Origin of the sequence: Brachybacterium sp. UMB0905 (assembly GCF_002871795.1) — a bacterium.
Taxonomy (GTDB): Bacteria; Actinomycetota; Actinomycetes; order Actinomycetales; family Dermabacteraceae; genus Brachybacterium.
On the sequence record NZ_PNHL01000003.1, the window covers coordinates 23,392 to 46,938 of the forward strand.

The window sequence follows — 23,547 nt, forward strand, 5'->3', positions numbered from 1 at the left end:
TCGGAACCTCCCTCCCCTGCTGCGCTCTGCCGAGCCGCACTCGCATCACGAGCCCGGTCATCGGCGCCCGGTGATCCTCCGGGTCTGACCCATTATCGGCCACGGCAGGCCACGCGCTGCTCTCTGCGCGGAATCCACACCGGACAGACACAGCCGGCCGTCTCCCGAGCAGCAGACACTCGCAGATCCCGCCGCGAACTCCTCGCCCCCGCGCCGGTCTCGAATCCTGCCGACGGTCTCGTAACCTACGGCCTCGTAGGTTACGGTTGCGCCATGCACACCACGCTGCGCCAGGGCCGCGCCTCCGGCCCCTCCCCCGCCGAGGCGCCCACCACCGCTGGAAGCGCCGCACAGGAGCTCACCGCCGCGGTCGCCGAGAGCGGTGGGACCCTCGAGGTGGCCGATGAGGATCTGCCCACCGCCGAGAAGTTCCCCTTCGCCCCGCGCACCCTGACCCGGGCGATGGCGCGCCGCGCCACCCAGCTGGGACTGCAGCTGCCCAAGCCGCGGCTGCGCGGCATGCTGCACCTGATCGCCTTCCCCACCTCGCTCGTGGCCGGGCTGGTGCTCGTCGCCCTCGGGCAGACCCTTCCCGTGCGGCTCGCGAGCGCCGTGTTCGTTCTCACCGCCGCGATGCTGTTCGGCATCAGCAGTATCTACCACCGCGGCACATGGACTCCGCAGCGCGCCGTGATCCTGCGCCGTTTCGATCACGCGAACATCTTCCTCATCATCGCGGGGACCTACACCCCGCTGGCGGTCGCGCTGCTCGAGGGGCGTGCGGCCATCACGCTGCTGGCGATCGTGTGGGGCGGGGCGCTGCTGGGCGTGTGCTTCCGTCTGTTCTGGACCGGTGCGCCGCGCTGGCTGTACGTGCCGGCGTATGTGGCGCTCGGCTGGGTGGCCGTGTTCTACATGCCGCAGCTGCACGCCGGGGGCGGCTGGGCGGTGGTGTGGCTGCTGATCGCAGGTGGGGTCGCCTACACGGCGGGCGCGGTCATGTATGCGCTCAAGCGCCCGAACCCCTCATTCGTGTGGTTCGGCTTCCACGAGATCTTCCATGCCGGCACCCTGATCGGCTTCGGCTGCCACTTCGCCGCGGTGCTGGTCTCCGTGCTGTGAGCGCGCCGACGCTTCAGCGCCCCGTCGGCTCCGCCCCGGGACCATCCTCCGGCTCGGCCGACGGCTCTCCCTCATGCGGCGGCTCCTCGAGGCCCGAGCGCGGCTCGACCGGCTCCTGCTGCGCGGTGCCCTCCGCCTCCTGCTGCGCAGTGTCCTCCGCGGCGTCATCCTCTGCTCCGCTCACGCCGCCATCACGCTGCGGATCCTGGCCCCGCGCCCGCTGATCGGCCTGCTCCTGGCGGGCCATCCGCTCGGCGACGCGATCCTGCGCCTGGACTCGACGGGTGCGGCGCGTCATATCCACCACGAGCAGCAGCACCAGCAGGGCGAGCACGAACATCGCGAAGAAGCCCGGCAGCCCTGGGGAGACGGTGACGAGGTTGAACTCCTCCCCGTCCGAGGGGCCCGGTGCGGCGTGCAGCAGCGCGGGCAGCAGCCGCAGGTCGCCGCTCATGCCTGGGCCTGCAGCTCGTCGTGGCGCAGCCCCGCGAACAGGTCCGTCTCCGGCAGTCGCACCCCGATGCGGGAGATGTGCAGCTCGTAGTCCTCGGTCCCCCAGGCCTCATGCTCCACATCGTGGGCGATGCGGAAGAAGGGCCCATCGGGATCCACCTGGGTGGCGTGGGCGCGCAGCGCATCATCGCGGATCCCCAGGTATTCACGCACATCGATACGGGTGGTCAGCAGACGGTCGTGGCTCTCGTCGTAGCGCTGCAGCATCGCATCGAGCTCCTCGCTGGGAGTCCCGCGGCCATGCAGGAATCGGGTGATCGCGCTGAAGCGCTGCCGATGGAAAGCATTGATGTAGTACAGCTTCGCCACCGCCCAGGGCTCGCCGAGCTCCGGCGCATAGTCCCGGTCCGCAGCGAGGTCGAAGGCCATGAGGCTCACCCGGTTGACCATGATGTGATCCGGGTGCGGGTAGCCGCCGTTCTCGTCGTACGTGGTCATCACGTGGGGGCGCAGCCGCCGCAGCGCCGCCACCAGGGGGCGGGCGGCCTCCTCGACGGGGAGGGTCGCGAAGCTGCCCTCGGGCAGCGGCGGCAGGGGGTCGCCCTCGGGCAGTCCCGAGTCCTCGAAGCCCAGCCACTCGTGGTCCACGCCCAAGATGTCCCGCGCCGCCTCCATCTCGCGGCGCCGCACCGCGGGCAGAGTCTGGGCGGTCAGCTCCGGGTCATTGCGCAACCGCGGATTGAGCACATCGCCACGCTCCCCACCGGTGCAGGTGATGACAGTCACCTGTACGCCCTCGCGGGCATAGCGCGCGGTGGCGCCGGCGCCCTTGGACGATTCATCGTCCGGGTGGGCGTGGACGGCCACCATGCGCAGGGGCTCGTCGGGGGCGGGACGCTGCACGGTCACGAGGCTCCTCCCAAGTCGTGGGGTGGGGCGGCTGCCCCGCGGGGGTGGTGGCGCCGTCAATGCCGCCCGACGGGGTCGGGGCGGGGCGCTCATCCTCGTGGGATCGTACGCCACCTGTGGGAGAAGCTCATGGTCGCCGCGGTGATCCTCACGATGGGCGAGAATGGCTGCATGCCCGATGTCAGCTCCCGTCTCGCAGACCGCTACGGCGGCCCTCTCGTGTCCGCCTCCACCGCCCGGATCCTCGTGACCCTCGGCGCGGTGGCGTTCCTCGCGGTCGTGGTGGTCGTGGGGATGCGGCTGGCCACGCCGGCGGTGCGCGCCGATGTGATCTCGTATGAGCATCTGGCCGATGACCAGATCGGCGTCGGCTTCGTGGTGACGATGGACCCCGGCACGGAGGCGAGCTGCCGCATCCAGGCGCTGAACAAGGGCCGCGCCCAGGTCGGCTTCGTCGAGGTCGCCGTACCGGCGCAGACGGCCCGGCAGTCCACACACCACGTCGAGATCGCCACCCAGGGCGAGGCGGTCTCCGCGGAGATCGTCCGCTGCGACGCCCGCTGACCGCGCAGCGACCACCGCGCCCGCTGACCGCGCAGCGGCGGCCGCAGTCCTCGAATGCGCCACAGCCGACCCGTCGGTCCTCGGGTTTCGCGCGACAGTGTGTAAAATAGCTCGGAACCGGCAGCGTGCCGGTCATCATCACCCGCACACGGGGCGCATGAGGACATGTGCCCCGTGATTCGCGTTCAGGGGCCCTCGTATCGGGCCCCTGCGCCACAGACATCGACAGGAGTGACCCTATGAGCGACCAGCCGAACGGCACCTGGCTCACCCAGGACGCGTACGACCGCCTGGCGAAGGAGCTCGAGGAGCTCGAGGGCCCCGGCCGCACCGAGATCACCGAGCGCATCGCCGCGGCTCGGGACGAGGGCGACCTCAAGGAGAACGGCGGCTACCACGCCGCCCGCGAGGAGCAGGGCAAGATGGAGGCCCGCATCGCGGACCTCAAGCATCTGCTGAAGCACGCCGTGGTGGGCGAGGCGCCCAAGGATGATGGCGTCGTCGAGCCCGGCATGGTCGTGAAGATCTCGATGGCCGGTAAGGAGCGCACGTTCCTGCTGGGCAACCGTGAGATCGCCGACGATGAGGAGAACCTCGAGGTGTTCTCCTCGCAGTCCCCGCTGGGCAGCGCCATCCAGGGCTCGAAGGTGGGTGACACGGTGGAGTACACCGCGCCCAACGGGAAGTCCTTCCCGATCGAGATCCTGCGCGCCAAGCCTTACCGCTCGGCCTGAGCCCCGTCGGCCCGCTGCGGCCGGCCCCGTACACGAGCGCGGCCCCGTCCCGGTGATTCCGGGGCGGGGCCGCGCTCTTCGTCGTCGCGATGCGGGATGCCTGCGCGGCGTCAGCTGTGGCGGCGCCTGCCCGTGAGCTGGGCGAAGTGCTCCTGCAGCGCGACGTCCTCCCCCATATCCGGGTCGGGGTCACGCCCCACCATGTACAGCACCGTGGCGTTGACGAAGGCGATCACCGGGATCGCGAACAGCGCGCCGGGGATCCCGGCGATGATCGCGCCGGTGGCGACCCCGAGGAACACCGCCAGGGGGTGCAGCTCCACGGCCTTGCCCATGAGGAAGGGCTGGAGCACATTGCCCTCCAGCTGCTGCACCGCCAGCACAATCACGAGCATGATGATCGCGCCCACCCAGCTGTTGAGCACGAGCACCAGCAGGACGGCGATCGCTCCGGAGACGACCGCTCCCACCAGCGGGATGAAGCTGAACAGGAACACCAGCAGCCAGATCGGCACGGCGTAGGAGCCGAGCCCCAGCCCCACCATGCCCAGCGCGATACCGGTCGCGTCCACGGCGGCCACGAGGATCTGGGTGCGCATGTAGGCCGACAGCGCCTTCCAGCCGCGGCGGAACGCCTCATGCGTGGGCACCCGAGCCTCCGGCGGCAGCAGACCGATGACCCACCGCCAGATCCCGGTGCCGCTGGAGAGCAGGAAGAACAGTGTGAACAGGCAGATCAGGATGCCGGTGCCGATGTTGCCGAGCACCGCGGCGGTGCTGAGCGCACCGGTGACCAGCTGATCGGCGTTTTTCTGCAGCTGCTCGAGACCCTCGTCGATCGCGGCGTTGACCGTCGGGGTCTTCACCTGGAAGGTGGTGGTCACCCAGTCCACGAGGTTCTGAAAACCGGTGACGGCCTTGTCCTGGATATCCGCCCACTGCGCGAACAGCTGCCGACCGGCCAGGGTGAACATCCCCGCGATCACCAGCAGCAGGCCCAGCAGGGCGATGCCGCTTGCGGCAGCACGCCCCAGGAAGGTGTAGCGGGTCAGGACCCGGACGATCGGCGCCAGCATCGAGGCCAGCAGCACAGCGATCAGCACCGGGATGACGATGGTGGTGATCTTCAGCAGCGCCCACACCACCAGGGCGCCGGCGGCGAGGATCAGCATCAGACGCCAGGACCAGGCGGCCAGGCGCCGGATCCCCAGCGGGATCTCCTCGACCTCGGGCGCAAGGGCCGGTGGCCGGGGCGTGGGGCGCAGCTTGGACATGAGGCTCCTTCCATGAGCCGGACGGCTCAGCGAAATCCTAGTGGGCCCCGCCCACTGCGCCCTCAACCGGCAGGTGGATTGCCGACGAAGGTCGGAGAAACCCTCTCCGAGCGGGGGACCGACGCTATGGCCACAGGGTCTAGCGTGAAGGCATGTCTGAGACGAGCCCGCACTCCCCCACTCCGTTGCCACCCGATGGGTCCGTCCCCGACGCGGCGCCTGGCCGATCCGGATCCGGCGCGTCGGATCTCGGCGCGCCAGCACCTGACGCATCGGACCCCGACACCCCTGCCCCGGCACCGCTGGCCGGCGTGGCAGCCCCGATCGCCGCAGATGCGGCACGCCCCGAGCAGGCCGCCCTGTCCCTGCGCGGACTGCGGAAGTCCTTCGGCAAGACGGAGGTGGTCCACGGCATCTCCCTGGACGTCCCGCGCGGCTCCTTCTACGGGATCGTCGGCCCCAACGGCGCCGGTAAGACCACCACGCTGTCGATGGCCACCGGTCTGCTGCGCCCCGATGCGGGGACCGCACATGTGCTGGGGCACGACATGTGGACCACGCCGCTGGAGGCGAAGGCCCGGCTGGGCGTGCTGGCCGATGGGCTGCGCACCTTCGACCGACTCACCGGCCGAGAGCTGCTGAGCTACGTCGGCCTGATCCGCGGGATGGAACCCGACGTCGTGACCGAGCGCAGCGACTCACTGCTGGCCGCCCTGGACCTCGCCGGTGAGGACGGCAAGCTCGTGGTGGACTACTCCGCCGGCATGACCAAGAAGATCCTGCTGGCCTGCGCGCTGCTGCACGCACCGCGCCTGCTGGTGCTCGATGAGCCGCTGGAGGCCGTCGACCCGGTCTCCGGGCAGGTGATCCGCAAGATCCTCACCGCCTATGTCGAGGGCGGCGGCACCGTAGTGCTCTCGAGCCATGTGATGGAACTGGTGGAGGGGCTGTGCAGCCATGTGGCGATCATCTCGGGCGGCGAGCTGCTGGCCGACGGGACGCTGGATGAGGTGCGGCAGGGCGGTTCGCTCGTGCAGACCTTCATCGATCTGGTGGGCGGCGGAGACGTTGCGGAGGGGAGCCTGTCGTGGCTGGAGTCCTGACGCATGAGCACGCTGCGACCGCCGCTGCCCAGGATGTCCACCATGGGCAGGTCAGCCACAAGGATCTGATCCGGGGACTGGCCCGGCTGCGGTGGACGCTGTGGAAGCGGTCCTACCGCAAGAACATCGGCAAGCTCATCGGCACGATCATCGGGGCGCTGTACGGGATCGGCGCCATGGTGGCCCTGGTGTTCATCTTCCTGGGCACCACGCTGTGGGCCGGTGAGGGAACGGTGTTCCCCGCAATCATCCGCGGGCTCGGCGCGCTGACAGTCCTGCTGTGGGTTCTGGTCCCGCTATTCGCCTTCGGCGTCGATGACACGCTGGATCCCCGGGCCTTCGCCCTATACCCACGCAGCGCCCGCAACCTGCAGCCCGGGATGGCCGTCGCCGCAGCGCTCAGCCTGCCCAGCCTGTTCACCCTCATCGCGATCCTCATCGCCACCGGTTTCGAAGCCCTGTGGCTGGTGCTGTTCGGGCAGGGCATCGGCTGGGTGGTCGCGGCGATGATCGCGCTGCTGCCGGCGAATCTGGCGGGCTTCGTGCTGTGCCTGCTGCTGCTGCGGGCAGTGTTCGCGCACTCCGCCTCCCGCTCCTCCTCCCGCAGCGGTCGGGAGCTCGGCGGGATCGTCGCGTTTTTGGGCATGTTCGTGCTGATCTACGCCGCGTCCCTGCTCATGCAGCGCATCCCGAATGCTGTCGCCGTGGTGGACCTCTCCCTGCTGTCACGCATCGTGGAGGGTCTCGCCTGGACCCCGGTGGGGGCACTGTTCTCGGTGCCGATGGACCTGGCCGAGGGCCGGGCACTCACCGCAGCGCTGCGAGCACTGATCGGCACGGCGACCATCGTGCTCGTATGGCTGTGGTGGCGGCGCTCGATCGACGCCTCCCTCACCTCCGCGCTGGCCGGTGATGCATCCTCGGGCACCACCAGTGTCTCGCCGCTCGTGCCGCGCTTCGTGCCATCCGGACCGTTCGGCGCGGTGCTGGGCAAGTCGCTGCGGTACTGGCGGCGGGACACCCGCTACCTCGCTGCGCTCGGCACCTACCCGATCGTCGTGGTGTTCCTGGTGGCGATGGGCTTCGTGCTACCGGAGTCGCGCGGGATGATGCTGGGCATGGCCATCTTCATGCTGGGCATGAGCGGACTCAGCCTCGCCAATGAGATCGGTTTCGATGGCCCCTCCGGCTGGGTGAACATCACCGCATCGCTCCCGGCCCGCGCGAACCTGCTGGGGCGGGTGGCGGCGCAGGCGCTGCTGATGGGCCCGCCGGCCCTGCTCCTGGCGGCGCTGATCCCCCTCGTCTTCGGCATGCCGGAGATGATCGGCCTGTTCGTCCTCGGCGTGACCGGCGCGATGATCGCCAGCTGGGGAATCTCCATGCTGATCGCGACGCTCATGCCGTATCCGGCGTCCCCGCCCGGCACCAATCCGATGAAGGACAAGTCCGCGAACTCCACGAATGCGATGCTCGCCATGACCGTGTCGATGCTGGTGCTGCTCCTCGCCCTGGCACCGGCGATCGGCGTGGGGATCTGGGGAGCCGCCGTCGGCAGCACCGGACTCACGCTGCTGGCTGGAGGCCTGGCGATCCTCGCCGGGGCGATCGTGTTCGTCGTCGGCCTGCTCCTGGCGGAACGGCGGCTCGATGCGCAGTATCCGGATCTGTTCCAGAAGGTGCGGGATTACGTGTCCTGACCGGGGGTCTTTCCCGCGAGCGTGCGCTGCATGACCAGGGCGTCGATGCTGCGGCCGCGCAGGCGGTAGTAGCCGCGGCGCCGCGCGATCTCCTCATACCCGGCCGCGGCGTAGAACGCGCGGGCGCGGGAGTTGTCCTCGCGCACCTCGAGCAGCATGCGCTGCGCTCCCTGGGCGCTGGCCTGCTGCTCGCACCAGGCCAGCAGGGCGCGACCGATGCCGCGCCCGGGGTGGAGGGTGCCGATGGTGTGCAGGTCCGCGGTGTCCCCGGCGAGCATGATCCCGGCATAGCCGAGCAGCTCACCGCTCGCATCGGCCCCCGTCGCGGCGATGACGTAGCGGCGGTCGGGGTGGTCGATCTCCGCGGCGAGCTGGAAGACGGTCCAGGCTTCGTCGGGGAACAGCTCGAGCTCCGCGAACGCGATCGCTTCGACATCCTCGAGGGTGACGGGGCGCAGGGCCCACGGCCCCGTGCCCCCGTCGGCTCCGCCTGGGGTGTCGGGCATATCGGGATCGGGCATGTCAGCGCTGCCGCCGGGCATCGGGCAGGCCCAGGGCGCTCTTGCGGGCGGTGGGCTTCGCGGCATCAGGCTCGCGCAGGTACAGCGGTTCGGTGCTGGCAAGGTCCGCGCCGCGGGCGGTCTGCTGGGCGGCGGCGAGGATGAGGTGCCCGGCGTCGGCGTGGGGCATGTCGGCGGTGGCGGGCAGCAGCTCGGGGTACAGGGCGCAGCCGGAGCCGACGAGAACGTCGCAGGCTGTGAGCTCCGCGGCGACCTCGGCGGGGGCGGCCACGGCCGGGTCGGCGATGCGCTCCACTCCCCCGTCGGCGGTGCGGCGGTAGCGGGCGTGGTAGACCTCGCGGCGCCGCGCATCCAGCGCCACACCCACCGTGGTCTGGCCGGTCGCGCGCGCATGCTCAGCCAGCGCCTGGTGGGCGAGAGCATCCAGGGAGCTGAGTCCCACCAGCGGCACCCCGAGCACCGCGGCGATGGTGCGGGCGGTCACCAGGCCCACCCGCAGTCCGGTGAAGGGGCCGGGGCCGCGGCCGACCACGACGCCGGTGAGATCACGGCGCGTGATGCCGGCCTGCGTGAGGGTGTCCTCGATGAGGGCGAGAAGCACCTCGTCGTGGTGGCGGGCACGCGCATCGGTGCGCACGGCGAGGACCTCGGGGGCGGGCCCGTTCAGGGCGCCGCGAGCCACGGCGATGCTCACCGCCCCGGATGTGTCGATCCCCAGCAGCATCAGTGCGTCTCCTCATCCTGGGGAGCGCGGACCAGCCCGTCGGCCCCCGTGATCTGTGCCAACAGGGCCGCGAGGCCCTCCCGGGTGGCGGTGTCCCAGCGGGGCCCGTACCCGGTCATGACCAGGGTGCGGGGTTCATCGGGGTCGCTGGGGTCCTCCACCGCGGCGGGGCGCTCGAGCTCGATGAGCAGCACCGAGTCGGCCAGGTGCTCCACGCGGTCCCGGCCCCACTCGACGACGGTCACGGCCCGATCCAGGTCCGCATCGAGGTCCAGGTCGTCGATCTCTCCCTCTCCGCCGAGGCGATACGCGTCCACGTGCACGAGCGCGGGGCCGCCGACGAGGCTGGGGTGCACCCGTTCGATGACGAAGGTCGGGGAGGCGACGGGGCCGCGGACCTGCAGACCCGCCCCGAGGCCCTGGGTGAAGGTGGTCTTCCCGGCGCCGAGCGGACCGTCCAGGACCAGCAGATCCCCGGCCTTCAGGGCGGCGGCCAGGGTGCGGGCCACGTGGCGGGTGCCCTCGGCGTCGCGGGTGCGCACCGTCAGGCGCGTCATGCGCGCACCTCCCGCGCCACCCGCCCGGAAATCGAGGTGAGGATTTCGTAGGGAAGCGTGCCGGCGGCAACCGCCCAGTCCTCGGCCGAGGGCGCCGAGGGGCTCTCGGGGTCCCCACCGGCGTCGCCAAAGAGGAACACCTCATCGCCGGCCTGTGCGGTGCTGTCCGGCCCCAGGTCGATAACGATCTGGTCCATGGAGATGCGACCCACCTGGGGGGCGAGCTGGTCACCGCCCTCGGCGCGCACCAGGACGTGGCAGCGATCGGAGGCGGCACGGTGCAGCCCGTCGGCGTACCCGAGGGGGACCAGGCCCAGACGGGTGGTGCGCGTGGTGTGGTAGGTGCGGGAATAGCCGATGCTCTGCCCCTCGGGGACCTCCTTGACGAGGGCGAGGCGGCTGGTGAGGGTCATCGCGGGACGCAGTGGCACCTCGGAGGGCACGGGCGGGTAGCCGTACAGGGCGATGCCGGGCCGGACGATGTCACGGTGCAGGTCAGGCCGGGTGAGCGTGAGCGCGGAGTTCGCCAGGTGCTGCAGCGGGATGGGGCCGACGATCTCCTCGAGCAGCGTGCACGCGGAGTCGAAGGTCTCCACCTGCTGATCGGTGGCGGGGTCGTCGGGGTCCTCGGCGCTGGTCATATGGGTCCAGGCGGCGGTCAGGCCCAGGAAGTCGTCCTCCCGGATGGTGATGGCGACCTCGCGCACCTGCCAGGGCATGACGCCGCCGCGCCCCATGCCGGTGTCGATCTTCAGGTGCACGCGAGCGCGGCGCTCCACCTGGTGGGCGGCCTCGGAGACGAGGGCCAGCATCTGCGGGGAGGAGACGGCCACATCGATCCCGGCGCCGATGACATCGGGCAGCACAGCCCGGGCGGTCACCGGTTCGTACAGCCAGGTGAGGATCTGGGCGTCGAGCCCAGCGCGGTGCAGGGCGAGCGCGCTCGCGGGATGGGCGACGCCCAGCCAGGTCGCACCGCCTTCGAGGGCGGCGCGGGCGGCGGTGAGCATGCCGTGGCCGTACCCGTCGGCCTTCACCACGGCCATCAAGGCAGTGTGCTCCTCCAGGAGGGTTCCGAGCGCCCGGGTGTTCTGCGTGATCGCGGAGGGGTCGATCACGGTGCGGCTGGGCAGATGCCGGGGATCCTCGGCGGGCATGGGCAGGCTCATCGGGCTCCTCAGGTCAGGGGGCGCCAGGAATGTTCAGGATAGTCCCGGCGGCTGCAGGCAGGTGGTCGGCGACGTCGAGGGCTACGAGGGGCAGGCGTCCGTCGTGGGAGGCGAGGCGACCGGCCCGCCCGTGCAGCGCCGCCGCGGTCGCCGCCGCCTGCGGTCCGGGGATACCGGCGGCGAGCAGGGCGCCGAGGATCCCGGCGAGGACGTCTCCGGTGCCGGCGGTGGCCAGGCGCGGGGTGCCATCAGCCTGGCTGAGCAGGGGCCCGCCGTCACCGGGGGCGATAAGGGTGATCGCGCCCTTGAGCAGGATGGTCGCGCCGGTGGCCGCGGCAAGAGCGCGGGCGAGCTCGGCGGCGGGCAGGCGCGCATCCAGGCGCAGGCGGCGGGCCAGGCGCTCGGCTTCACCGCGGTGCGGGGTGAGCACCATGTCAGGGTGCAGGCGCGTCGCGGGGTCGAGCACGCTGAGCGCTCCGGCGTCGATGACCCCCGGCATGGACGCGCTGCTGGTGAGCAGGCGTACCCCGGCGAGGGCGCGAGGGTCCTCAGGCGGCAGGCCGGGTCCGATGACGAGCGCGTCGGTGCGGCCGATGGCATCGGCCGAGAGGTCCAGGGTGCGGCCGTCCGCGCCTGGCTCGACCAGGTGGCCGATGATCTCCGGGCGGGCGCCGAGGACCAGGTCCACGACCCGGCGCGGCGCGAGGACGCGGACCATGCCAGCGCCGGTGCGGGCCGCCCCGGAGGCGGCGAGCAGCGCGGCGCCGGGGTACTGCTCGCTGCCGGCGGCAAGCGCAACGACACCCTGCGTGTACTTCGTGGAGGCGGCGGTGGGGCGCGGCAGGTGGGCGGCGAGGTCGACGGTCTCCAGGCGCTGCACGGCAGGGGCCGTCGGCAGATGCGGCTCCAGCCCGATATCCACGAGGTGGAGGTTCCCGGCGAGCTCGGCGGCGCCGGGCAGCAGCAGACCGGTCTTCACCGCACCGACGGTGACGGTCTCCCGCGCGGCGAGTGCGCCGGGGGCGGCGCGACCGGTGGTGGCATCGACGAAGCTCGGCACATCCACAGCGATCACGGGCAGGTCATGCTCCCGCACGGCATCCAGCAGCGGTGCGATGGGGGCGGGGATCTCGGGGCGGCCGCCGATGCCGAGGATCGCATCGAGTACGACGGTGGTGGAGGTGAGGAGCTCGTCGATCTGCCCCGCGGTGAGGTCCGCGAGGCGGTGGATGGCGCCGCCCGCATCCCGCAGGGCCTGCGCGCCTTCGTCATGCAGGCTGGCGCCGGTGGCGAGGGCGTCGGCGGAGATCCGCTCGCGGCGCAGCATCGCCGCGGCGTGCAGGCCGTCACCGCCGTTGCTGCCGGGCCCGGCGAGGACCAGGATCCGGTGGTCTCCGAGGTGGTGGCCGGTGAGCTCCGGCAGCAGCGCGGCGGTGCGATCGGCCAGGGCGCGAGCGGCGCGGAGCATGAGCGGCTCCCCGGCGGCCAGCAGCGGCTGCTCTGCGGCGCGGACCTGGTCGGCGTCGTATCCACGGATCATCGGGATGGTCCCGCGGGAGCGTCGGTGCCCGTCGGCCCCACCCCGTTTCCTGAGGCGGCCTGGGCCGCAGGACCGCGCTCGGCGATGACGATCGCGGTGGCCACATCCCCGTCGTGGGAGAGGGACAGGTGCAGGTGGGTGATGTTCTGGGCTTCGGCGGCGCGGAGGGTCGCGCCGCGCAGCCGCAGGTAGGGCCGACGGGTCACGGTGCGCTCCACGGTGACGTCCTGCCAGGAGAAGTCCCCGGGGGCGCCGAGTGCCTTCCCGACGGCTTCCTTCGCGGCCACGCGGGCGGCGCGGGAGGCGTCGGAGAGGTTCCGTTCACCGTCGGTCAGCAGTCGCTCGGCCAGCGCGGGGGTGCGCTCGAACATGCTGGTCAGCCGGGCGATATCCACCACATCCACGCCGACCCCCGCGACGGCGCCGTCCTGCCGTGGGGCGAAGGCGCGTCCGCCGAAGCCCTCGGTGGGGCCGGGTTCGGGCGTCGCGGTGGGAAAAGTGCTCACCTGGGCAGTATCACACCGTTCGCGCACCCGCGGGCGCGCCGGCCGTACCCATCGGCCGCTCGATCCGGGCCGGCGAGCGCCCCCTGCTCATTCCACGGTCACGGACTTGGCGAGGTTGCGCGGCTGGTCGACGTCCAGGCCCTTCACGGTGGCGAGCTCGCAGGCGAAGATCTGCAGCGGGATCACGGTCAGCAGCGGTGCGAACAGGGTGCGGGTGCGGGGCACACGCAGCACCACATCGGAGTACGGGACCACGTCCTCATCCCCCTCTTCGGCGATCACCAGGGTCTTCGCACCGCGGGCACGGACCTCCTGGATCGTGGAGACCACCTTGGCGTGCAGGGACTCGCGGCCGTGTGGGGAGGGGACGATGACGAACACCGGCTGCCCCTCCTCCACCAGGGCGATCGGGCCGTGCTTGAGCTCCCCGGCAGCAAAGCCCTCGGCGTGGATGTAGGCGATCTCCTTGAGCTTCAAGGCGCCCTCCATCGCGGTCGGGTAACCCACGTGACGGCCCAGGAACAGCACGCTCGTGGCGTCACGCATAGCGCGGGCCAGCTGCTCCACCTCGTCGGCGCGGTCCAGGACCTGCTGGATCTGGGCGGGGATCTGCTCGAGGTCCTCCATCAGCGCGGCGATCTCATCGGCGAAGAGGTTCCCGCGCACCTGCGCGAGGTACAGGCCCAGCAGGTAGCTGGCGATGATCTGCCCCAGGTAAGCCTTGGTGGAGGCCACCGCGATCTCGGGGCCCACGTGCAGATACAGCGCCGCATCGGACTCGCGTGGGATGGAGGAGCCGCGGGTGTTGCACAACGCCACCACCTTCGCGCCCTGCTCACGGGCGTGCCGCACCGCCATCAGGGTGTCCATGGTCTCGCCCGACTGGGAGATCGCGACCACGAGGGTCTTCTCCGTGACGACGGGGTCGCGGTAGCGGAACTCATGGGCGAGCTCCACCTCGGTGGGGATGCGGCACCAGTGCTCGATCGCGTACTTCGCGACACTGCCGGCATGGGCAGCGGTGCCGCAGGCGATCACGACGATCTTGTCGATGCTGCGCAGCACGGACTCATCCACGCTCATGTCATCCAGCTGCAGCGTCCCGCCCTCGATGCGGCCGCGCAGCGTATCGGCCACGGCGCTGGCCTGCTCGTGGATCTCCTTGGCCATGAAGGAGGCGTAGCCGCCCTTCTGCGCAGCCCTCGCGTCCCAGTCGATCGCGTAGCGCCTGGGGTCGGTGATCTCCTGACCCTCGGCGTCGGTGACGGTGACGACATCGGCGGTGACGGTGACAACCTGGTCCTGGTCGATCTCGAGCGCCTCCTGGGTGGCGTCCACGAAGGCGGCGACGTCCGAGCCGAGGAAGTTCTCACCCTCGCCGAGCCCCACGACCAGCGGGGAGTTACGGCGCGCGGCGACGACGGTGCCGGGGGCATCGCGATGGATCGCCAGCAGCGTGAAGGCACCCTCGAGGCGGGCGGTCGCAGCACGCATCGCGGCCGTGAGGTCACCGGTGCGCTGCATCTCCCGGGCCACCAGGTGGGCAGCGGCCTCCGAGTCGGTGTCCGAGGTGAAGGTGTACCCGTCGCGCTCGAGCTCGGCGCGCAGGGCGGCGAAGTTCTCGATGATGCCGTTGTGCACGAGCGCCAGCTCGCCGTCGTACCCGCCATGGTGGGGGTGGGCGTTGCCGTCGGTGGGGGCGCCGTGGGTGGCCCAGCGGGTGTGGCCGATGGCGACAGCGCCCGCGGTCACCGGGTTCTCGCCGAGGACCTCCCGGAGGTTCTGGAGCTTCCCGGCACGCTTGGTGACCTGCACTCGCTCGCCCTCGAGGGTGGCCACGCCCGCGGAGTCGTAGCCGCGGTATTCGAGGCGCGCGAGACCTTGGAGGGCCACATCCAGCGGACGGGTGGTGGGCTCAGGATGCTGGGGGCCTGCATAGCCGACGATTCCGCACATGCCGCTCACGCTAACCAGCGACGGCCCGCTCGCCTGCCACAACGGCCGATCCGGGCGAGGTCTCGGTCACGTTTCGGAGCGTCTGCGCGCGGGCCTGGTCGAGAGGTGCGCGCAGCGGTCATGAATACGCACCGCCTCCTGTGCGGCGCCCTGGCGAGCATCCCGTGCCGCACTGCGCAGGCGGCGGCCGCCGTCGCGGGCCGACGGATGGAACAATGTCCTGCCATGAAGACCGCGTCGCCCACCCACGCCGTCACCCCGTTCGAGGAGATCTCGCGGGAGAACTGGGCGCGGCTGTCCCAGCAGACCCCGCTGCCGCTCAGCGAAGAGGATGTGCAGCACCTGCGAGGACTGGGGGATCAGGTGGATCTCACCGAGGTCGATGCGGTCTATCGGCCCATCTCCCGGCTACTGAACATCCAGGTCGCAGCCGCGCAAGCCCTGCGGCGGGCCCGCGAGGACTTCCTGAACCAGCATCAGCACCGCACCCCGTACATCATCGGCGTGGCGGGCTCGGTGGCGGTCGGCAAATCCACGACGGCGCGTCTGCTGCGCGAGCTCATGGCGCGCTGGCCGGACACCCCGCGGGTGCAGCTGGTGACCACCGACGGGTTCCTGTTCCCCAATGCGGAGCTGACCGCGCGCGGGATCATGCACCGCAAAGGCTTTCCCGAAAGCTACGACCGACGCGCCCTACTGCGCTTTGTGGCCGATGTGAAGTCCGGGCAGCAGCGGGTGGAAGCGCCGGTGTACTCGCACCTGACCTACGACATCATCCCCGGCGAGCGCATCGTGGTGGAGCAGCCGGATGTGCTGATCGTGGAGGGCCTGAACGTGCTGCAGCCGGCCCGGCCGCGGCGCGATGGACGACTCGGCATGGCCGTCAGCGACTTCTTCGACTTCTCCGTGTACGTAGATGCGCGGGCGGAGGATGTGCAGCGCTGGTACGTGGAGCGCTTCGGGCAGCTGCGGCGCACCGCCTTCTCCGATCCGCGCTCCTACTTCACCCGCTACGCGGATCTCACCGATGAGGAGGCCCGGCAGACCGCCACCCGCATCTGGGAGACGATCAACGGCCCGAACCTGCGCGAGAACGTACTGCCCACACGCGGCCGTGCGGACCTGGTTCTGCGCAAGGACGGGCAGCACCGGGTGCATTCAGTGCTGCTGCGCAAGGTGTGAGGGGGGCACGCCGCCATGCAGCGCCGAGTGCACCGATCTGTGGCGCTCAGGAGACAGATCGGTGCACTCGGCGGGCGTGTCGCGTCAGGGGGTCCTGAGGCCAGGCGTGCGCACAGAGTCAGGCGTGCTCACGGCCCCGGCTCACAGCGCGAGGCGCTCGCGGACGATGCCCGCCAGGCGCTCGGCGATGGCAGTCGCCTCCTCGTCGGTGGGCGCCTCAACCATGACGCGCACAACCGGCTCGGTGCCGGAGGGGCGCAGCAGCACGCGGCCGGACTCCCCCAGCTCGCGCTCGGCGGCCTCGACGGCGGTGCGCACCTCGTGGTCGATCGTGGCGCGCGCCTTGTCCACGCCGCGCACGTTGATGAGCGCCTGCGGCATGCGCGTCATCACCGAGGCGAGGTCGCGCGCGGTGCGGCCGGTCTGCACCATGCGCTGCAGCAGATGCAGGGCGGTCAGCTCCCCATCGCCGGTGGTGGCATGCTCGGCGATGATGACGTGGCCGGACTGCTCGCCGCCGATGGAGAAGCCGCCCAGCGTCATCTCCTCCAGTACGTAGCGGTCCCCCACGGCCGTCTGCCCCAGGATGATGCCGTGATCGCGCATGGCGAGCTTCAATCCCAGGTTGCTCATCACGGTGACGACGAGCGTGTCCTCATGCAGCTTGCCGCGCTCCTTGAGGTCCAGTGCCAGGATCGCCATGATCTGGTCGCCATCGATCTCGTGGCCCTCAGCATCGACGGCCAGGCAGCGGTCCGCGTCCCCGTCGAAGGCCACGCCGATATCCGCGCCGTGCTCGCGCACCGCGGCCTGCAGCGCCTCCAGGTGGGTGGAGCCCACGCCGTCATTGATGAGCCCGCCGTCGCTGCGGTCACCGATCACGTGCACAGTCGCCCCCGCGCGGCGCAGCGCCTCCGGGCCGGTGATCGCCGCGGCGCCGTTCGCGCAGTCGACCACCACGCTGATGCCCTCGAGAGAGATGTCGAGGGTGCCCACCAGGTGGGTGACATACTGCTCGATCGCCCCCTCGTACGGGGTGATGGTGCCGACGTCGGTGCCCTGCGGGCGTTCCCACTGCTCGCCCAGGCGCGCCTCGATCGCGTCCTCCACCTCATCGGGGAGCTTGGTGCCGCCGCGAGCAAAGAACTTGATGCCGTTGTCGGGCGCCGGGTTGTGGGAGGCGGAGATCATCACACCCAGATCCGCGCCGGAGGCCTGCACCAGATGGGCGAGGCCCGGGGTGGGGAGGATTCCTGCGTCCAGCACATCCACCCCGGCGGAGGCGAGGCCCGCGGAGACCGCGGCGGAGAGGAAATCGCCCGAGGGGCGGGTGTCGCGGGCGAGGATCGCGCGGGGGCGGGTGCCGCCGAAGGCACCCAGGGTGCCCAGCACGTGGGCGGCTCCCACGGACAGTTCGACCGCGAGCTCCGCGGTGATGTCGTCGTTCGCGCGTCCGCGCACTCCGTCGGTGCCGAAGAGTCGTGCCACACGGGCCTCCTTGGGTGGGGTTCTCGCCGTGAGAGTACCGGGGTCGAGCAGCGGGACGGGCGGGAACCGCCGTCCCGGCCGCGCGGGACCGGTCACGTCCAGGCGGTGGCGCACCGCCGTCGCTGCAGCGGCGTGGGTGCTGCGCGGTACGTTGGATGGATGCCCGATCCCTCGTCTCTGCCCCGGCCGCTGCCCTCGGCGATCAGTCTGCTCGTGGGTGATCGCACGGCCTCGCGGGGCCTCGCGGCAGCCCGCGCCGGCCGGGTCGACGACCTGGCCTGGGATGCGGCGGAGCAGACCGTGCGCGGGACCGTCACCGATGAGGAGGGTGCCGCGCACCGCCCATCGGCCGTTCTCGTGGAGTACGACGAGGATGCGGTGAGTCGCCGTTTCCAGCCCGCGGGGCCGGGCGGTCTGTGGCGACCGACGGTCTCGCGCTGCGGCTGTCCGGCCCAGGAGGCATGCCAGCATGTGGCGGCTCTGCTGTATCACCTGGGCGAGGTCGCCGCGCAGGCGGTGCTCGAGCAGCCGGTGGCGGAGTGGCGCAGTGTGCTGCGGCCCGTGCTGTCCTCTGCGGCGCGACCCACCGGCACTGCGGCGCCGAAGCCGCTGGCCCTGCGGGTGGATCTGCAGGCCGCGCCCGCGGCGGGTGCCTCGCGTCGGCGGCGCGTCCCGGCCACGGCGGGTCTGGTGCGCGAGGGCGCGGAGCTGTGGGTGGGGCTGCGGCCGATGACCCGCGGCAGCCGCGGCACCTGGGTGAAGGGGCAGCTGTCCTGGCGGACCTTCGAGCAGCGGGCCGCGCGGCGGGATCTGGATGAGACGCAGGCCGAGGCGCTCGCGCGGCTGTTCGCGGCCGCGGGGGTGGAGCGGTCCTATGCGGCCGGCAGCATCGAGCATCTGTGGCTGGGCACGATCACCTCCCCGCTGCTGTGGCAGGCCCTCGCGCAGGCCCGCTCGCACGGCGTGGAGCTGCTGCCCGGTGACGGCCTCGCGTCGGTGGAGCTGCTGGGGCGGGCGGAGGCGGGCCTGGATCTGCGCGCAGATGAGCATGGTGACCTGCAGCTGCGCCCCCTCATCGACGTGGAGGGCGAGGCCGCTGAGCGGGGCCGTCTGCTGGGCGGGGCCGGGGTGCTCGATGTGCTGATCGACGAGGAGGACGCGCTCCACGCGCGGATCGCGCCGCTGGCCCGCGCCGTGCCGCGCGAGCTGCGGACCCTCCTGCAGCGCCGGAGGCCGCTTGCCGTGCCCACCGCGGAGCGGGAAGCGTTCCTCGAGCTCGCCTACCCGCAGCTGCGCACTCTCACCGCCATCACCAGCAGCGATGACAGCGTTGAGCTGCCCGCAGCGCGCCGCCCCACCCTGCTGCTGCAGGCCGCCTACGCCTCCGGGGATCGGCTCACGCTGCGCTGGTCCTGGCGCTACCACGAGCCGGAGCTGAGCTTCCCGATCGACCAGCGCCACGGCGCGCATCGGGATCTCGCCCATGAGGATGCCGTGATCGCCGCGGCGATGAGCGTATGGCCCACGGTGATCGACGACTCCGCCGAGCTGCTCTCCGGCCCGGACACCGCCCGCTTCAGCGAGCATGCCCTGGATGCGCTCGCGGCGCTTGAGCATGTGGACGTGCAGATCACCGGGACCCGCCACGCCTACCGGGAGCTCGACGGCGCCCCGCAGGTGCGGATCACCCAGCATGAGAGCCCCGGGAAGAACGACTGGTTCGACCTCGGCTTCGACATCACGATCGAGGGGCGCCAGATCCCCTTCCCCACCCTGTTCGTGGCCCTCGCGCAGGGGCGTAGCCGCCTGCTGCTGCCGGACAAGACGTACTTCGCCCTGGACCATCCGGCCTTCGACGCGCTGCGGGAGCTGATCGCCGAGGGTGAGGCGCTCGCGGAATGGGAACCGGAGACCCAGCGCATCTCCCGCTACCAGGTGGATCTGTGGGATGACCTGGCGGAGGTGGCGCAGCAGGCCACCGCGAGCGCCGCCTGGGAGCGCGGCATTGCCGGGGTGCTCGCCGGAGATCCGCCGCCTGCTCCCCCGCTGCCGACGCACCTCACCGCCGAGCTGCGGGACTACCAGCAGGAGGGCTTCGCCTGGCTCGCGATGCTGTTCGCGCATGAGCTGGGCGGGATCCTCGCCGATGACATGGGGCTCGGCAAGACGGTGCAGACCCTCGCGCTGATCGCGCACGCCCGCGAACGCGTCCCGTCGGCCCCTCCGTTCCTGGTGGTGGCCCCCGCCTCGGTGCTGCCGGTGTGGCGGCGCGAGGCCGAACGTTTCACCCCGGGGCTCACGGTGCGGGTGCTGGATGCCACCGCCGCCGCGCGCGGCACCGAGGTTCCCGCGGCGATCGATGGCGCGGATCTGGTGGTCACGAGCTACACGGTGCTGCGGATCGACCAGGAGGCCTTCGCCGCGGCAGGACCGTTTCAGGGGCTCGTGCTCGATGAGGCGCAGTTCGTGAAGAACCCCCGCTCGCGCACGCACCTCGCGGCCGCGGGGATCCGGGCGCGGATGCGGCTGGCGATCACGGGCACGCCGATGGAGAACTCCCTGGCGGACCTGTGGGCGATCGCGGATCTCGTGGCCCCGGGCCTGCTGGGCACCGCGATCGGATTTCGGCAGCGCTTCACCCTGCCCATCGGCTCCGGGGAGCACCCGGAGCGCCTAGCCCTGCTGCGCCGACGGATCCGCCCGTTCCTGCTGCGCCGCACCAAGGAGCAGGTGGCCGCCGAGCTGCCCGCGAAGCACCAAGAGGTCATCACGGTGCCGCTCAGCCCGGAGCATCGGGAGGTCTACGACTCGGTGCTACAGCGGGAGCGCAAGAAGGTGCTGGGGCTCATCGAGTCCGATGTGGAGCGCGCCCGGTTCATCATGTTCCGCTCGCTGACCCTGCTGCGGATGCTGGCGCTGGATCCCGCGCTCGTGGACGCCGAGGCGTACGCGGATGTGCCCGGCAGCAAGCTCGAGGCGCTGCTGGATCGGCTCGCGGAGGTGATCGGGGATGGGCACCGGGTGCTGCTGTTCAGCCAGTTCACGAGCTACTTGGACCTGATCGGGGAGCGCCTGGCGCGTGAGGGCATCGCGCATGAGCGCCTGGACGGTTCCACACGGGACCGCGATCTGGTGGTCACGGCGTTCCGTGAGGGGCAGGCGCCGGTGTTCCTCATCTCGCTGAAGGCCGGTGGTTTCGGGCTCACCCTCACCGAGGCGGATTATGTGTTCCTACTGGATCCGTGGTGGAACCCGGCGGCGGAGAACCAGGCGATCGACCGCACCCACCGCATCGGCCAGGACCGCCCGGTGATGGTGTACCGGATGATCGCCGAGGACACGATCGAGCAGAAGGTCCTCGCGCTGCAGCAGAAGAAGGCCGAGCTGTTCGACGCCCTGACCGACGGCGGCGAGGCGTTCCGCGCCGCGATCACCGCAGAGGATCTGCGGGAGCTGTTGGGCTGAGTCGGCGCGCGATCAGACCGCCCAGCGCGGCGGGGACGCCCCAGAGGGGCCGACGGGGCGCTCGAGGGTCGCGCCGTCCCCGCGCCGCGGAGGCGGAACCGCCTCGAGCATCCCCGTCCCCGCGCCGCCACGGCGATGCCGCCTCCCTGCGCCTCAGTCGGGGACCGCTCCGTGGCGCTCCCGCAGCACGTCACGGGCCTGCGCCATGAGGCCCAGCACCCGCTCCGCCTCGCGCGCGTCGTCGATGGGGTTGTCGGCGAAGGTCGCGAAACCACAGTCGGTGGACAGCAGCACCCGTTCGGGCCCGAAAACGGCGATGGCCTTCTCCGCCCGCTCCAGGACGTCCTCGACTGTGTCGGCCTCGCTGTCCTTCTGGTTCACCACGCCCACGCACACCCGCTGATCCTCGCGGATGCCGCGCAGCGCGGAGAGCTCTCCGGCACGCGGGGTGCACAGCTCGAGCACGAGCGTGCCCACGTTCGCGGCCCGGAACAGCGGCACCAGCGGCCCGTAGTCCCCGGCGAGCGCCGCGGATTCATCCCGCGTCCAGTTGCCGCGGCACACATGCAGCGCGAGCCGCTCGGCGGGGAAGCCGTCGGTGACCCGGGTGATGAGCTCCTGGGCGAAGGCGAGTTCGGCGATGGTGTCACCGCGATCGCCCAGCGCGCCGCACATGAAGGTGCGACCGCCCTCGCCCACCTGCCCGTACAGCACTTCGGTGAGGACCGGCTCATCGATCTGCACCAGCGGCGCCCCGGCGGCCAGGAGGTCGGCGATCTCCTCGCGCAGCACCCGCACGATGTCTTCGGCGAGCTGTTCACGGTCGTCGTAGGCGCGGTCGGAGATGCACTCCATCCACATGGTGCGCGTCAGCAGGTAGGGGCCGGGCAGGCACACCTTGACCGGGCGGGAGCTGATCTCCGCGGCGGCTTCGTACTCGTGGCGTACCAGGGGCTTGTCCCGGCCCAGCGGCCCGAACACGGCCGGGTGGCGCACCTCTCCGGCGGGCACATCGAGGGCGTCCAGCTCGCGGCGGAACTCCTCGGGGTCATCGACGTAGGGCAGCAGGTCGGTGATGGGGATCAGCTGGCAGTTCTGCAGCAGACCGCCCACGAAGGAGGAGTAGTTGTCGCGGCGCTGCTCTCCGTCGGTCACCAGGTCCACCCCGGCCCGCTCCTGCGCGGCGATCGCCAGGCGCACCGCATCCTCGGCATCGGCCGCGAACTGGGCCTCATCCGCACGGCCCTCGAGGTGCTCATGCAGGGTGCGCAGCATCCAGCGCGGCCGCGGCCACGACCCCATGGTGAGCACCGACAGCGGGGCGATCGCGGGGGCCGGGGCCGGCTCGGGCAGGGCGTCGGGGATGTGCGGGGTCACCACCTCCTGGGTGATGGCCATCTGCTCCTTCGCCAGGCGCTTGCGCTGCTTCTTACGGCGCGGGGCAGGCTGAGCGGCCTCATCATTCTGTGCTGCGGCAGGAGTGGCTGGGGCTGCATCGGCGGTCGTGGTAGCCGGTGTCTCCGGCGCGGCCGCGGCGTCCGACGGTTCCTCCCCCTCTGGCGGAGTGAACGGTCCCTTGGAGACCAGGAAGCGCCAGATCTTCTCCTCCCCGTCCTCGACGTACCAGTGGACCAGGTCGTTCTTGGTCAGGCGGCACCAGGAGGGCAGATCCACCTCCACGGTGGAGTCCCGCGAGAGGATCTCCAGCAGCTGCCCGGGCTCCAGCGGATCGATGTGCTGGCGGATCATCAGCAGCAGGCCGTTGCCGCAGTCGAGGTGGCCACCGTCGAAACCGGCGGTGGGCGGGTACGGATGAGCGGTGGTGGACACGCGGGGACCTTTCGCAGCAGGGGCACGACGGCCCCCGTCAGAGCCCCGGAACAGGGCCGACGGGGACCGTCGTGGCAGGGTTCAGGGGATCAGTAGGAGACGGACGGGGTGCCGCCGGCGAGGAACTCGACGAGCTTCGCGCCGCCCACGACGGTGGCGCCCTCGACGAGGTTCTCGGTGTCGATGCCACGCTTCTTCACGCAGGGGGCGCACACATAGATGGTGCCGCCTGCCTTGACGAAGTTGCTCATGAGCTCGCTGAGCGGGGCGAAGCCCTCCTCGTGGATGTCATCGGCGTAGCCCTTCTCCGCCAGGCGCGCGCCCTCGGTGGAGAGGAACACCATGGTCTCCTGGTCGGAGCCGACGGCGGCGTTGGCGATGACGAAGCCGACGGTCGCCTTGTCGGTGTCGTTCTTGGCGTTGTTGATGATGACGTTGAACTTGGTGCTCATGCGCGCTCCTCGGGTGCGTCGGCGGTAGGGGCTGGACCTTTGCGGATGAAGAACAACGGGGGTTCAGCGTGGACCAGCTCATTGCCGGTCAGCCCGCACCAGGCGGGCATATCCCACTGCAGACCCTCGTCGGTGCCGTGGAGGCGAATGATCTCCCCTGCGGTCATCTCGTCGCGCAGCTTCAGCTTCAGCAGCACCACGAGCTCACCGCAGCCCAGGTCACCGGCATCCCACTCGTGGGTGTAGGCAGGGTGGGTCATCGGGGGTGCCTCCTCGGCGAGTGCTTCATCCGGCATTA

General features: G+C 71.2%; 21 protein-coding genes. 7 read left to right on the plus strand and 14 right to left on the minus strand.

Annotated features, from left to right (window positions below; genetic code table 11):
* The first annotated feature begins 273 nt into the window (after positions 1-273).
* Entirely contained in the window at positions 274-1,122 is an 849-nt protein-coding gene (locus CJ197_RS03100) for a hemolysin III family protein (RefSeq protein WP_102235305.1), read from the plus strand.
* Between the two features lie 13 nt (positions 1,123-1,135).
* Here the strand turns inward: CJ197_RS03100 and CJ197_RS03105 are convergent, their stop codons facing one another.
* Both CJ197_RS03105 and mca read right to left on the minus strand, forming a co-directional pair.
* A complete protein-coding gene (locus CJ197_RS03105) occupies positions 1,136-1,576 on the minus strand; it encodes a hypothetical protein (RefSeq protein WP_158239355.1) in 441 nt (146 codons plus the stop codon).
* Complete coding sequence (gene mca, locus CJ197_RS03110) at positions 1,573-2,484, minus strand: mycothiol conjugate amidase Mca (RefSeq protein WP_102235306.1); 912 nt, start codon at positions 2,482-2,484, stop codon at positions 1,573-1,575. The genes CJ197_RS03105 and mca overlap by 4 nt, the downstream gene beginning before the upstream one ends.
* Before the next feature lie 171 nt (positions 2,485-2,655).
* Here mca and CJ197_RS03115 point away from each other — a divergent pair, with 171 nt between their 5' ends.
* Both CJ197_RS03115 and greA read left to right on the plus strand, forming a co-directional pair.
* Positions 2,656-3,048 (plus strand): DUF4307 domain-containing protein, encoded by a 393-nt coding sequence (locus CJ197_RS03115; RefSeq protein ID WP_102235541.1) that lies wholly within the window; start codon positions 2,656-2,658, stop codon positions 3,046-3,048.
* Between the two features lie 239 nt (positions 3,049-3,287).
* On the plus strand, positions 3,288-3,782 hold the full coding sequence (greA, locus tag CJ197_RS03120; protein ID WP_102235307.1) for a transcription elongation factor GreA: 495 nt from the start codon (positions 3,288-3,290) through the stop codon (positions 3,780-3,782).
* A 110-nt stretch (positions 3,783-3,892) separates the two neighbouring features.
* Here the strand turns inward: greA and CJ197_RS03125 are convergent, their stop codons facing one another.
* Positions 3,893-5,056, minus strand: a complete 1,164-nt coding sequence (locus CJ197_RS03125; RefSeq protein WP_102235308.1) for an AI-2E family transporter — start codon at positions 5,054-5,056, stop codon at positions 3,893-3,895.
* A gap of 152 nt (positions 5,057-5,208) precedes the next feature.
* Here CJ197_RS03125 and CJ197_RS03130 point away from each other — a divergent pair, with 152 nt between their 5' ends.
* Positions 5,209-6,159 (plus strand): ABC transporter ATP-binding protein, encoded by a 951-nt coding sequence (locus CJ197_RS03130; RefSeq protein ID WP_102235309.1) that lies wholly within the window; start codon positions 5,209-5,211, stop codon positions 6,157-6,159.
* A complete protein-coding gene (locus CJ197_RS03135; RefSeq protein ID WP_102235310.1) occupies positions 6,144-7,859 on the plus strand; it encodes a hypothetical protein in 1,716 nt (571 codons plus the stop codon). Before CJ197_RS03130 ends, CJ197_RS03135 begins: the two co-directional genes overlap by 16 nt.
* Here the strand turns inward: CJ197_RS03135 and CJ197_RS03140 are convergent.
* The 7 genes from CJ197_RS03140 to glmS form a co-directional block, all read right to left on the minus strand.
* Positions 7,847-8,365 carry a GNAT family N-acetyltransferase gene (locus CJ197_RS03140; protein WP_102235542.1) on the minus strand — a complete coding sequence of 173 codons (519 nt, stop codon included), beginning with the start codon at positions 8,363-8,365 and terminating at the stop codon, positions 7,847-7,849. The genes CJ197_RS03135 and CJ197_RS03140 overlap by 13 nt on opposite strands.
* Positions 8,366-8,381: 16 nt before the next feature.
* Positions 8,382-9,104, minus strand: a complete 723-nt coding sequence (tsaB, locus tag CJ197_RS03145) for a tRNA (adenosine(37)-N6)-threonylcarbamoyltransferase complex dimerization subunit type 1 TsaB (RefSeq protein ID WP_102235311.1) — start codon at positions 9,102-9,104, stop codon at positions 8,382-8,384.
* On the minus strand, positions 9,104-9,661 hold the full coding sequence (gene tsaE / locus CJ197_RS03150) for a tRNA (adenosine(37)-N6)-threonylcarbamoyltransferase complex ATPase subunit type 1 TsaE (protein WP_102235312.1): 558 nt from the start codon (positions 9,659-9,661) through the stop codon (positions 9,104-9,106). The genes tsaB and tsaE overlap by 1 nt, the downstream gene beginning before the upstream one ends.
* A complete protein-coding gene (alr, locus tag CJ197_RS03155) occupies positions 9,658-10,830 on the minus strand; it encodes an alanine racemase (protein ID WP_102235313.1) in 1,173 nt (390 codons plus the stop codon). The genes tsaE and alr overlap by 4 nt, the downstream gene beginning before the upstream one ends.
* 13 nt (positions 10,831-10,843) lie before the next feature.
* Positions 10,844-12,370 (minus strand): NAD(P)H-hydrate dehydratase, encoded by a 1,527-nt coding sequence (locus tag CJ197_RS03160; RefSeq protein WP_102235314.1) that lies wholly within the window; start codon positions 12,368-12,370, stop codon positions 10,844-10,846.
* The gene (locus tag CJ197_RS03165) at positions 12,367-12,876 is read right to left on the minus strand and encodes a holo-ACP synthase (protein WP_102235315.1); all 510 of its coding nucleotides are present in this window, start codon (positions 12,874-12,876) and stop codon (positions 12,367-12,369) included. Before CJ197_RS03165 ends, CJ197_RS03160 begins: the two co-directional genes overlap by 4 nt.
* A gap of 87 nt (positions 12,877-12,963) precedes the next feature.
* A complete protein-coding gene (gene glmS / locus CJ197_RS03170; RefSeq protein ID WP_102235316.1) occupies positions 12,964-14,832 on the minus strand; it encodes a glutamine--fructose-6-phosphate transaminase (isomerizing) in 1,869 nt (622 codons plus the stop codon).
* 225 nt (positions 14,833-15,057) lie between these two features.
* On the opposite strand from glmS, the gene coaA reads away from it, so the two are divergent.
* The gene (gene coaA / locus CJ197_RS03175; protein WP_233190626.1) at positions 15,058-16,014 is read left to right on the plus strand and encodes a type I pantothenate kinase; all 957 of its coding nucleotides are present in this window, start codon (positions 15,058-15,060) and stop codon (positions 16,012-16,014) included.
* A gap of 141 nt (positions 16,015-16,155) precedes the next feature.
* Here coaA and glmM read toward each other — a convergent pair whose 3' ends face one another.
* A complete protein-coding gene (glmM, locus tag CJ197_RS03180) occupies positions 16,156-17,502 on the minus strand; it encodes a phosphoglucosamine mutase (RefSeq protein ID WP_102235317.1) in 1,347 nt (448 codons plus the stop codon).
* A 159-nt stretch (positions 17,503-17,661) separates the two neighbouring features.
* Between glmM and CJ197_RS03185 the strand changes: the two genes are divergently transcribed.
* Complete coding sequence (locus CJ197_RS03185) at positions 17,662-20,967, plus strand: DEAD/DEAH box helicase (protein ID WP_102235318.1); 3,306 nt, start codon at positions 17,662-17,664, stop codon at positions 20,965-20,967.
* 153 nt (positions 20,968-21,120) lie between these two features.
* On the opposite strand, the gene CJ197_RS03190 is transcribed toward CJ197_RS03185, so the two are convergent.
* The 3 genes from CJ197_RS03190 to CJ197_RS03200 all read right to left on the minus strand — a co-directional run bounded on the left by CJ197_RS03190 (position 21,121) and on the right by CJ197_RS03200 (position 23,509).
* On the minus strand, positions 21,121-22,797 hold the full coding sequence (locus CJ197_RS03190) for a sulfurtransferase TusA family protein (protein ID WP_233190627.1): 1,677 nt from the start codon (positions 22,795-22,797) through the stop codon (positions 21,121-21,123).
* An 89-nt stretch (positions 22,798-22,886) separates the two neighbouring features.
* Entirely contained in the window at positions 22,887-23,249 is a 363-nt protein-coding gene (locus tag CJ197_RS03195; protein ID WP_102235319.1) for a DsrE family protein, read from the minus strand.
* Positions 23,246-23,509: a sulfurtransferase TusA family protein gene (locus tag CJ197_RS03200; protein WP_102235545.1), complete on the minus strand. Its 264-nt coding sequence runs from the start codon at positions 23,507-23,509 to the stop codon at positions 23,246-23,248. Before CJ197_RS03200 ends, CJ197_RS03195 begins: the two co-directional genes overlap by 4 nt.
* Between the last annotated feature and the right edge of the window lie 38 nt (positions 23,510-23,547).

Coding starts and splice junctions, on each gene's coding strand:
- CJ197_RS03100 (WP_102235305.1), top strand. CDS start 274: ATGCACACCACGCTGCGCCAGGGCCGCGCCTCCGGCCCCTCCCCCGCC.
- CJ197_RS03105 (WP_158239355.1), bottom strand. CDS start 1,576: ATGAGCGGCGACCTGCGGCTGCTGCCCGCGCTGCTGCACGCCGCACCG.
- CJ197_RS03115 (WP_102235541.1), top strand. CDS start 2,656: ATGCCCGATGTCAGCTCCCGTCTCGCAGACCGCTACGGCGGCCCTCTC.
- greA (WP_102235307.1), top strand. CDS start 3,288: ATGAGCGACCAGCCGAACGGCACCTGGCTCACCCAGGACGCGTACGAC.
- CJ197_RS03125 (WP_102235308.1), bottom strand. CDS start 5,056: ATGTCCAAGCTGCGCCCCACGCCCCGGCCACCGGCCCTTGCGCCCGAG.
- CJ197_RS03130 (WP_102235309.1), top strand. CDS start 5,209: ATGTCTGAGACGAGCCCGCACTCCCCCACTCCGTTGCCACCCGATGGG.
- CJ197_RS03140 (WP_102235542.1), bottom strand. CDS start 8,365: ATGCCCGACACCCCAGGCGGAGCCGACGGGGGCACGGGGCCGTGGGCC.
- tsaB (WP_102235311.1), bottom strand. CDS start 9,104: ATGCTGCTGGGGATCGACACATCCGGGGCGGTGAGCATCGCCGTGGCT.
- tsaE (WP_102235312.1), bottom strand. CDS start 9,661: ATGACGCGCCTGACGGTGCGCACCCGCGACGCCGAGGGCACCCGCCAC.
- alr (WP_102235313.1), bottom strand. CDS start 10,830: ATGAGCCTGCCCATGCCCGCCGAGGATCCCCGGCATCTGCCCAGCCGC.
- CJ197_RS03160 (WP_102235314.1), bottom strand. CDS start 12,370: ATGATCCGTGGATACGACGCCGACCAGGTCCGCGCCGCAGAGCAGCCG.
- glmS (WP_102235316.1), bottom strand. CDS start 14,832: ATGTGCGGAATCGTCGGCTATGCAGGCCCCCAGCATCCTGAGCCCACC.
- coaA (WP_233190626.1), top strand. CDS start 15,058: ATGAAGACCGCGTCGCCCACCCACGCCGTCACCCCGTTCGAGGAGATC.
- CJ197_RS03185 (WP_102235318.1), top strand. CDS start 17,662: ATGCCCGATCCCTCGTCTCTGCCCCGGCCGCTGCCCTCGGCGATCAGT.
- CJ197_RS03195 (WP_102235319.1), bottom strand. CDS start 23,249: ATGAGCACCAAGTTCAACGTCATCATCAACAACGCCAAGAACGACACC.
- CJ197_RS03200 (WP_102235545.1), bottom strand. CDS start 23,509: ATGACCCACCCTGCCTACACCCACGAGTGGGATGCCGGTGACCTGGGC.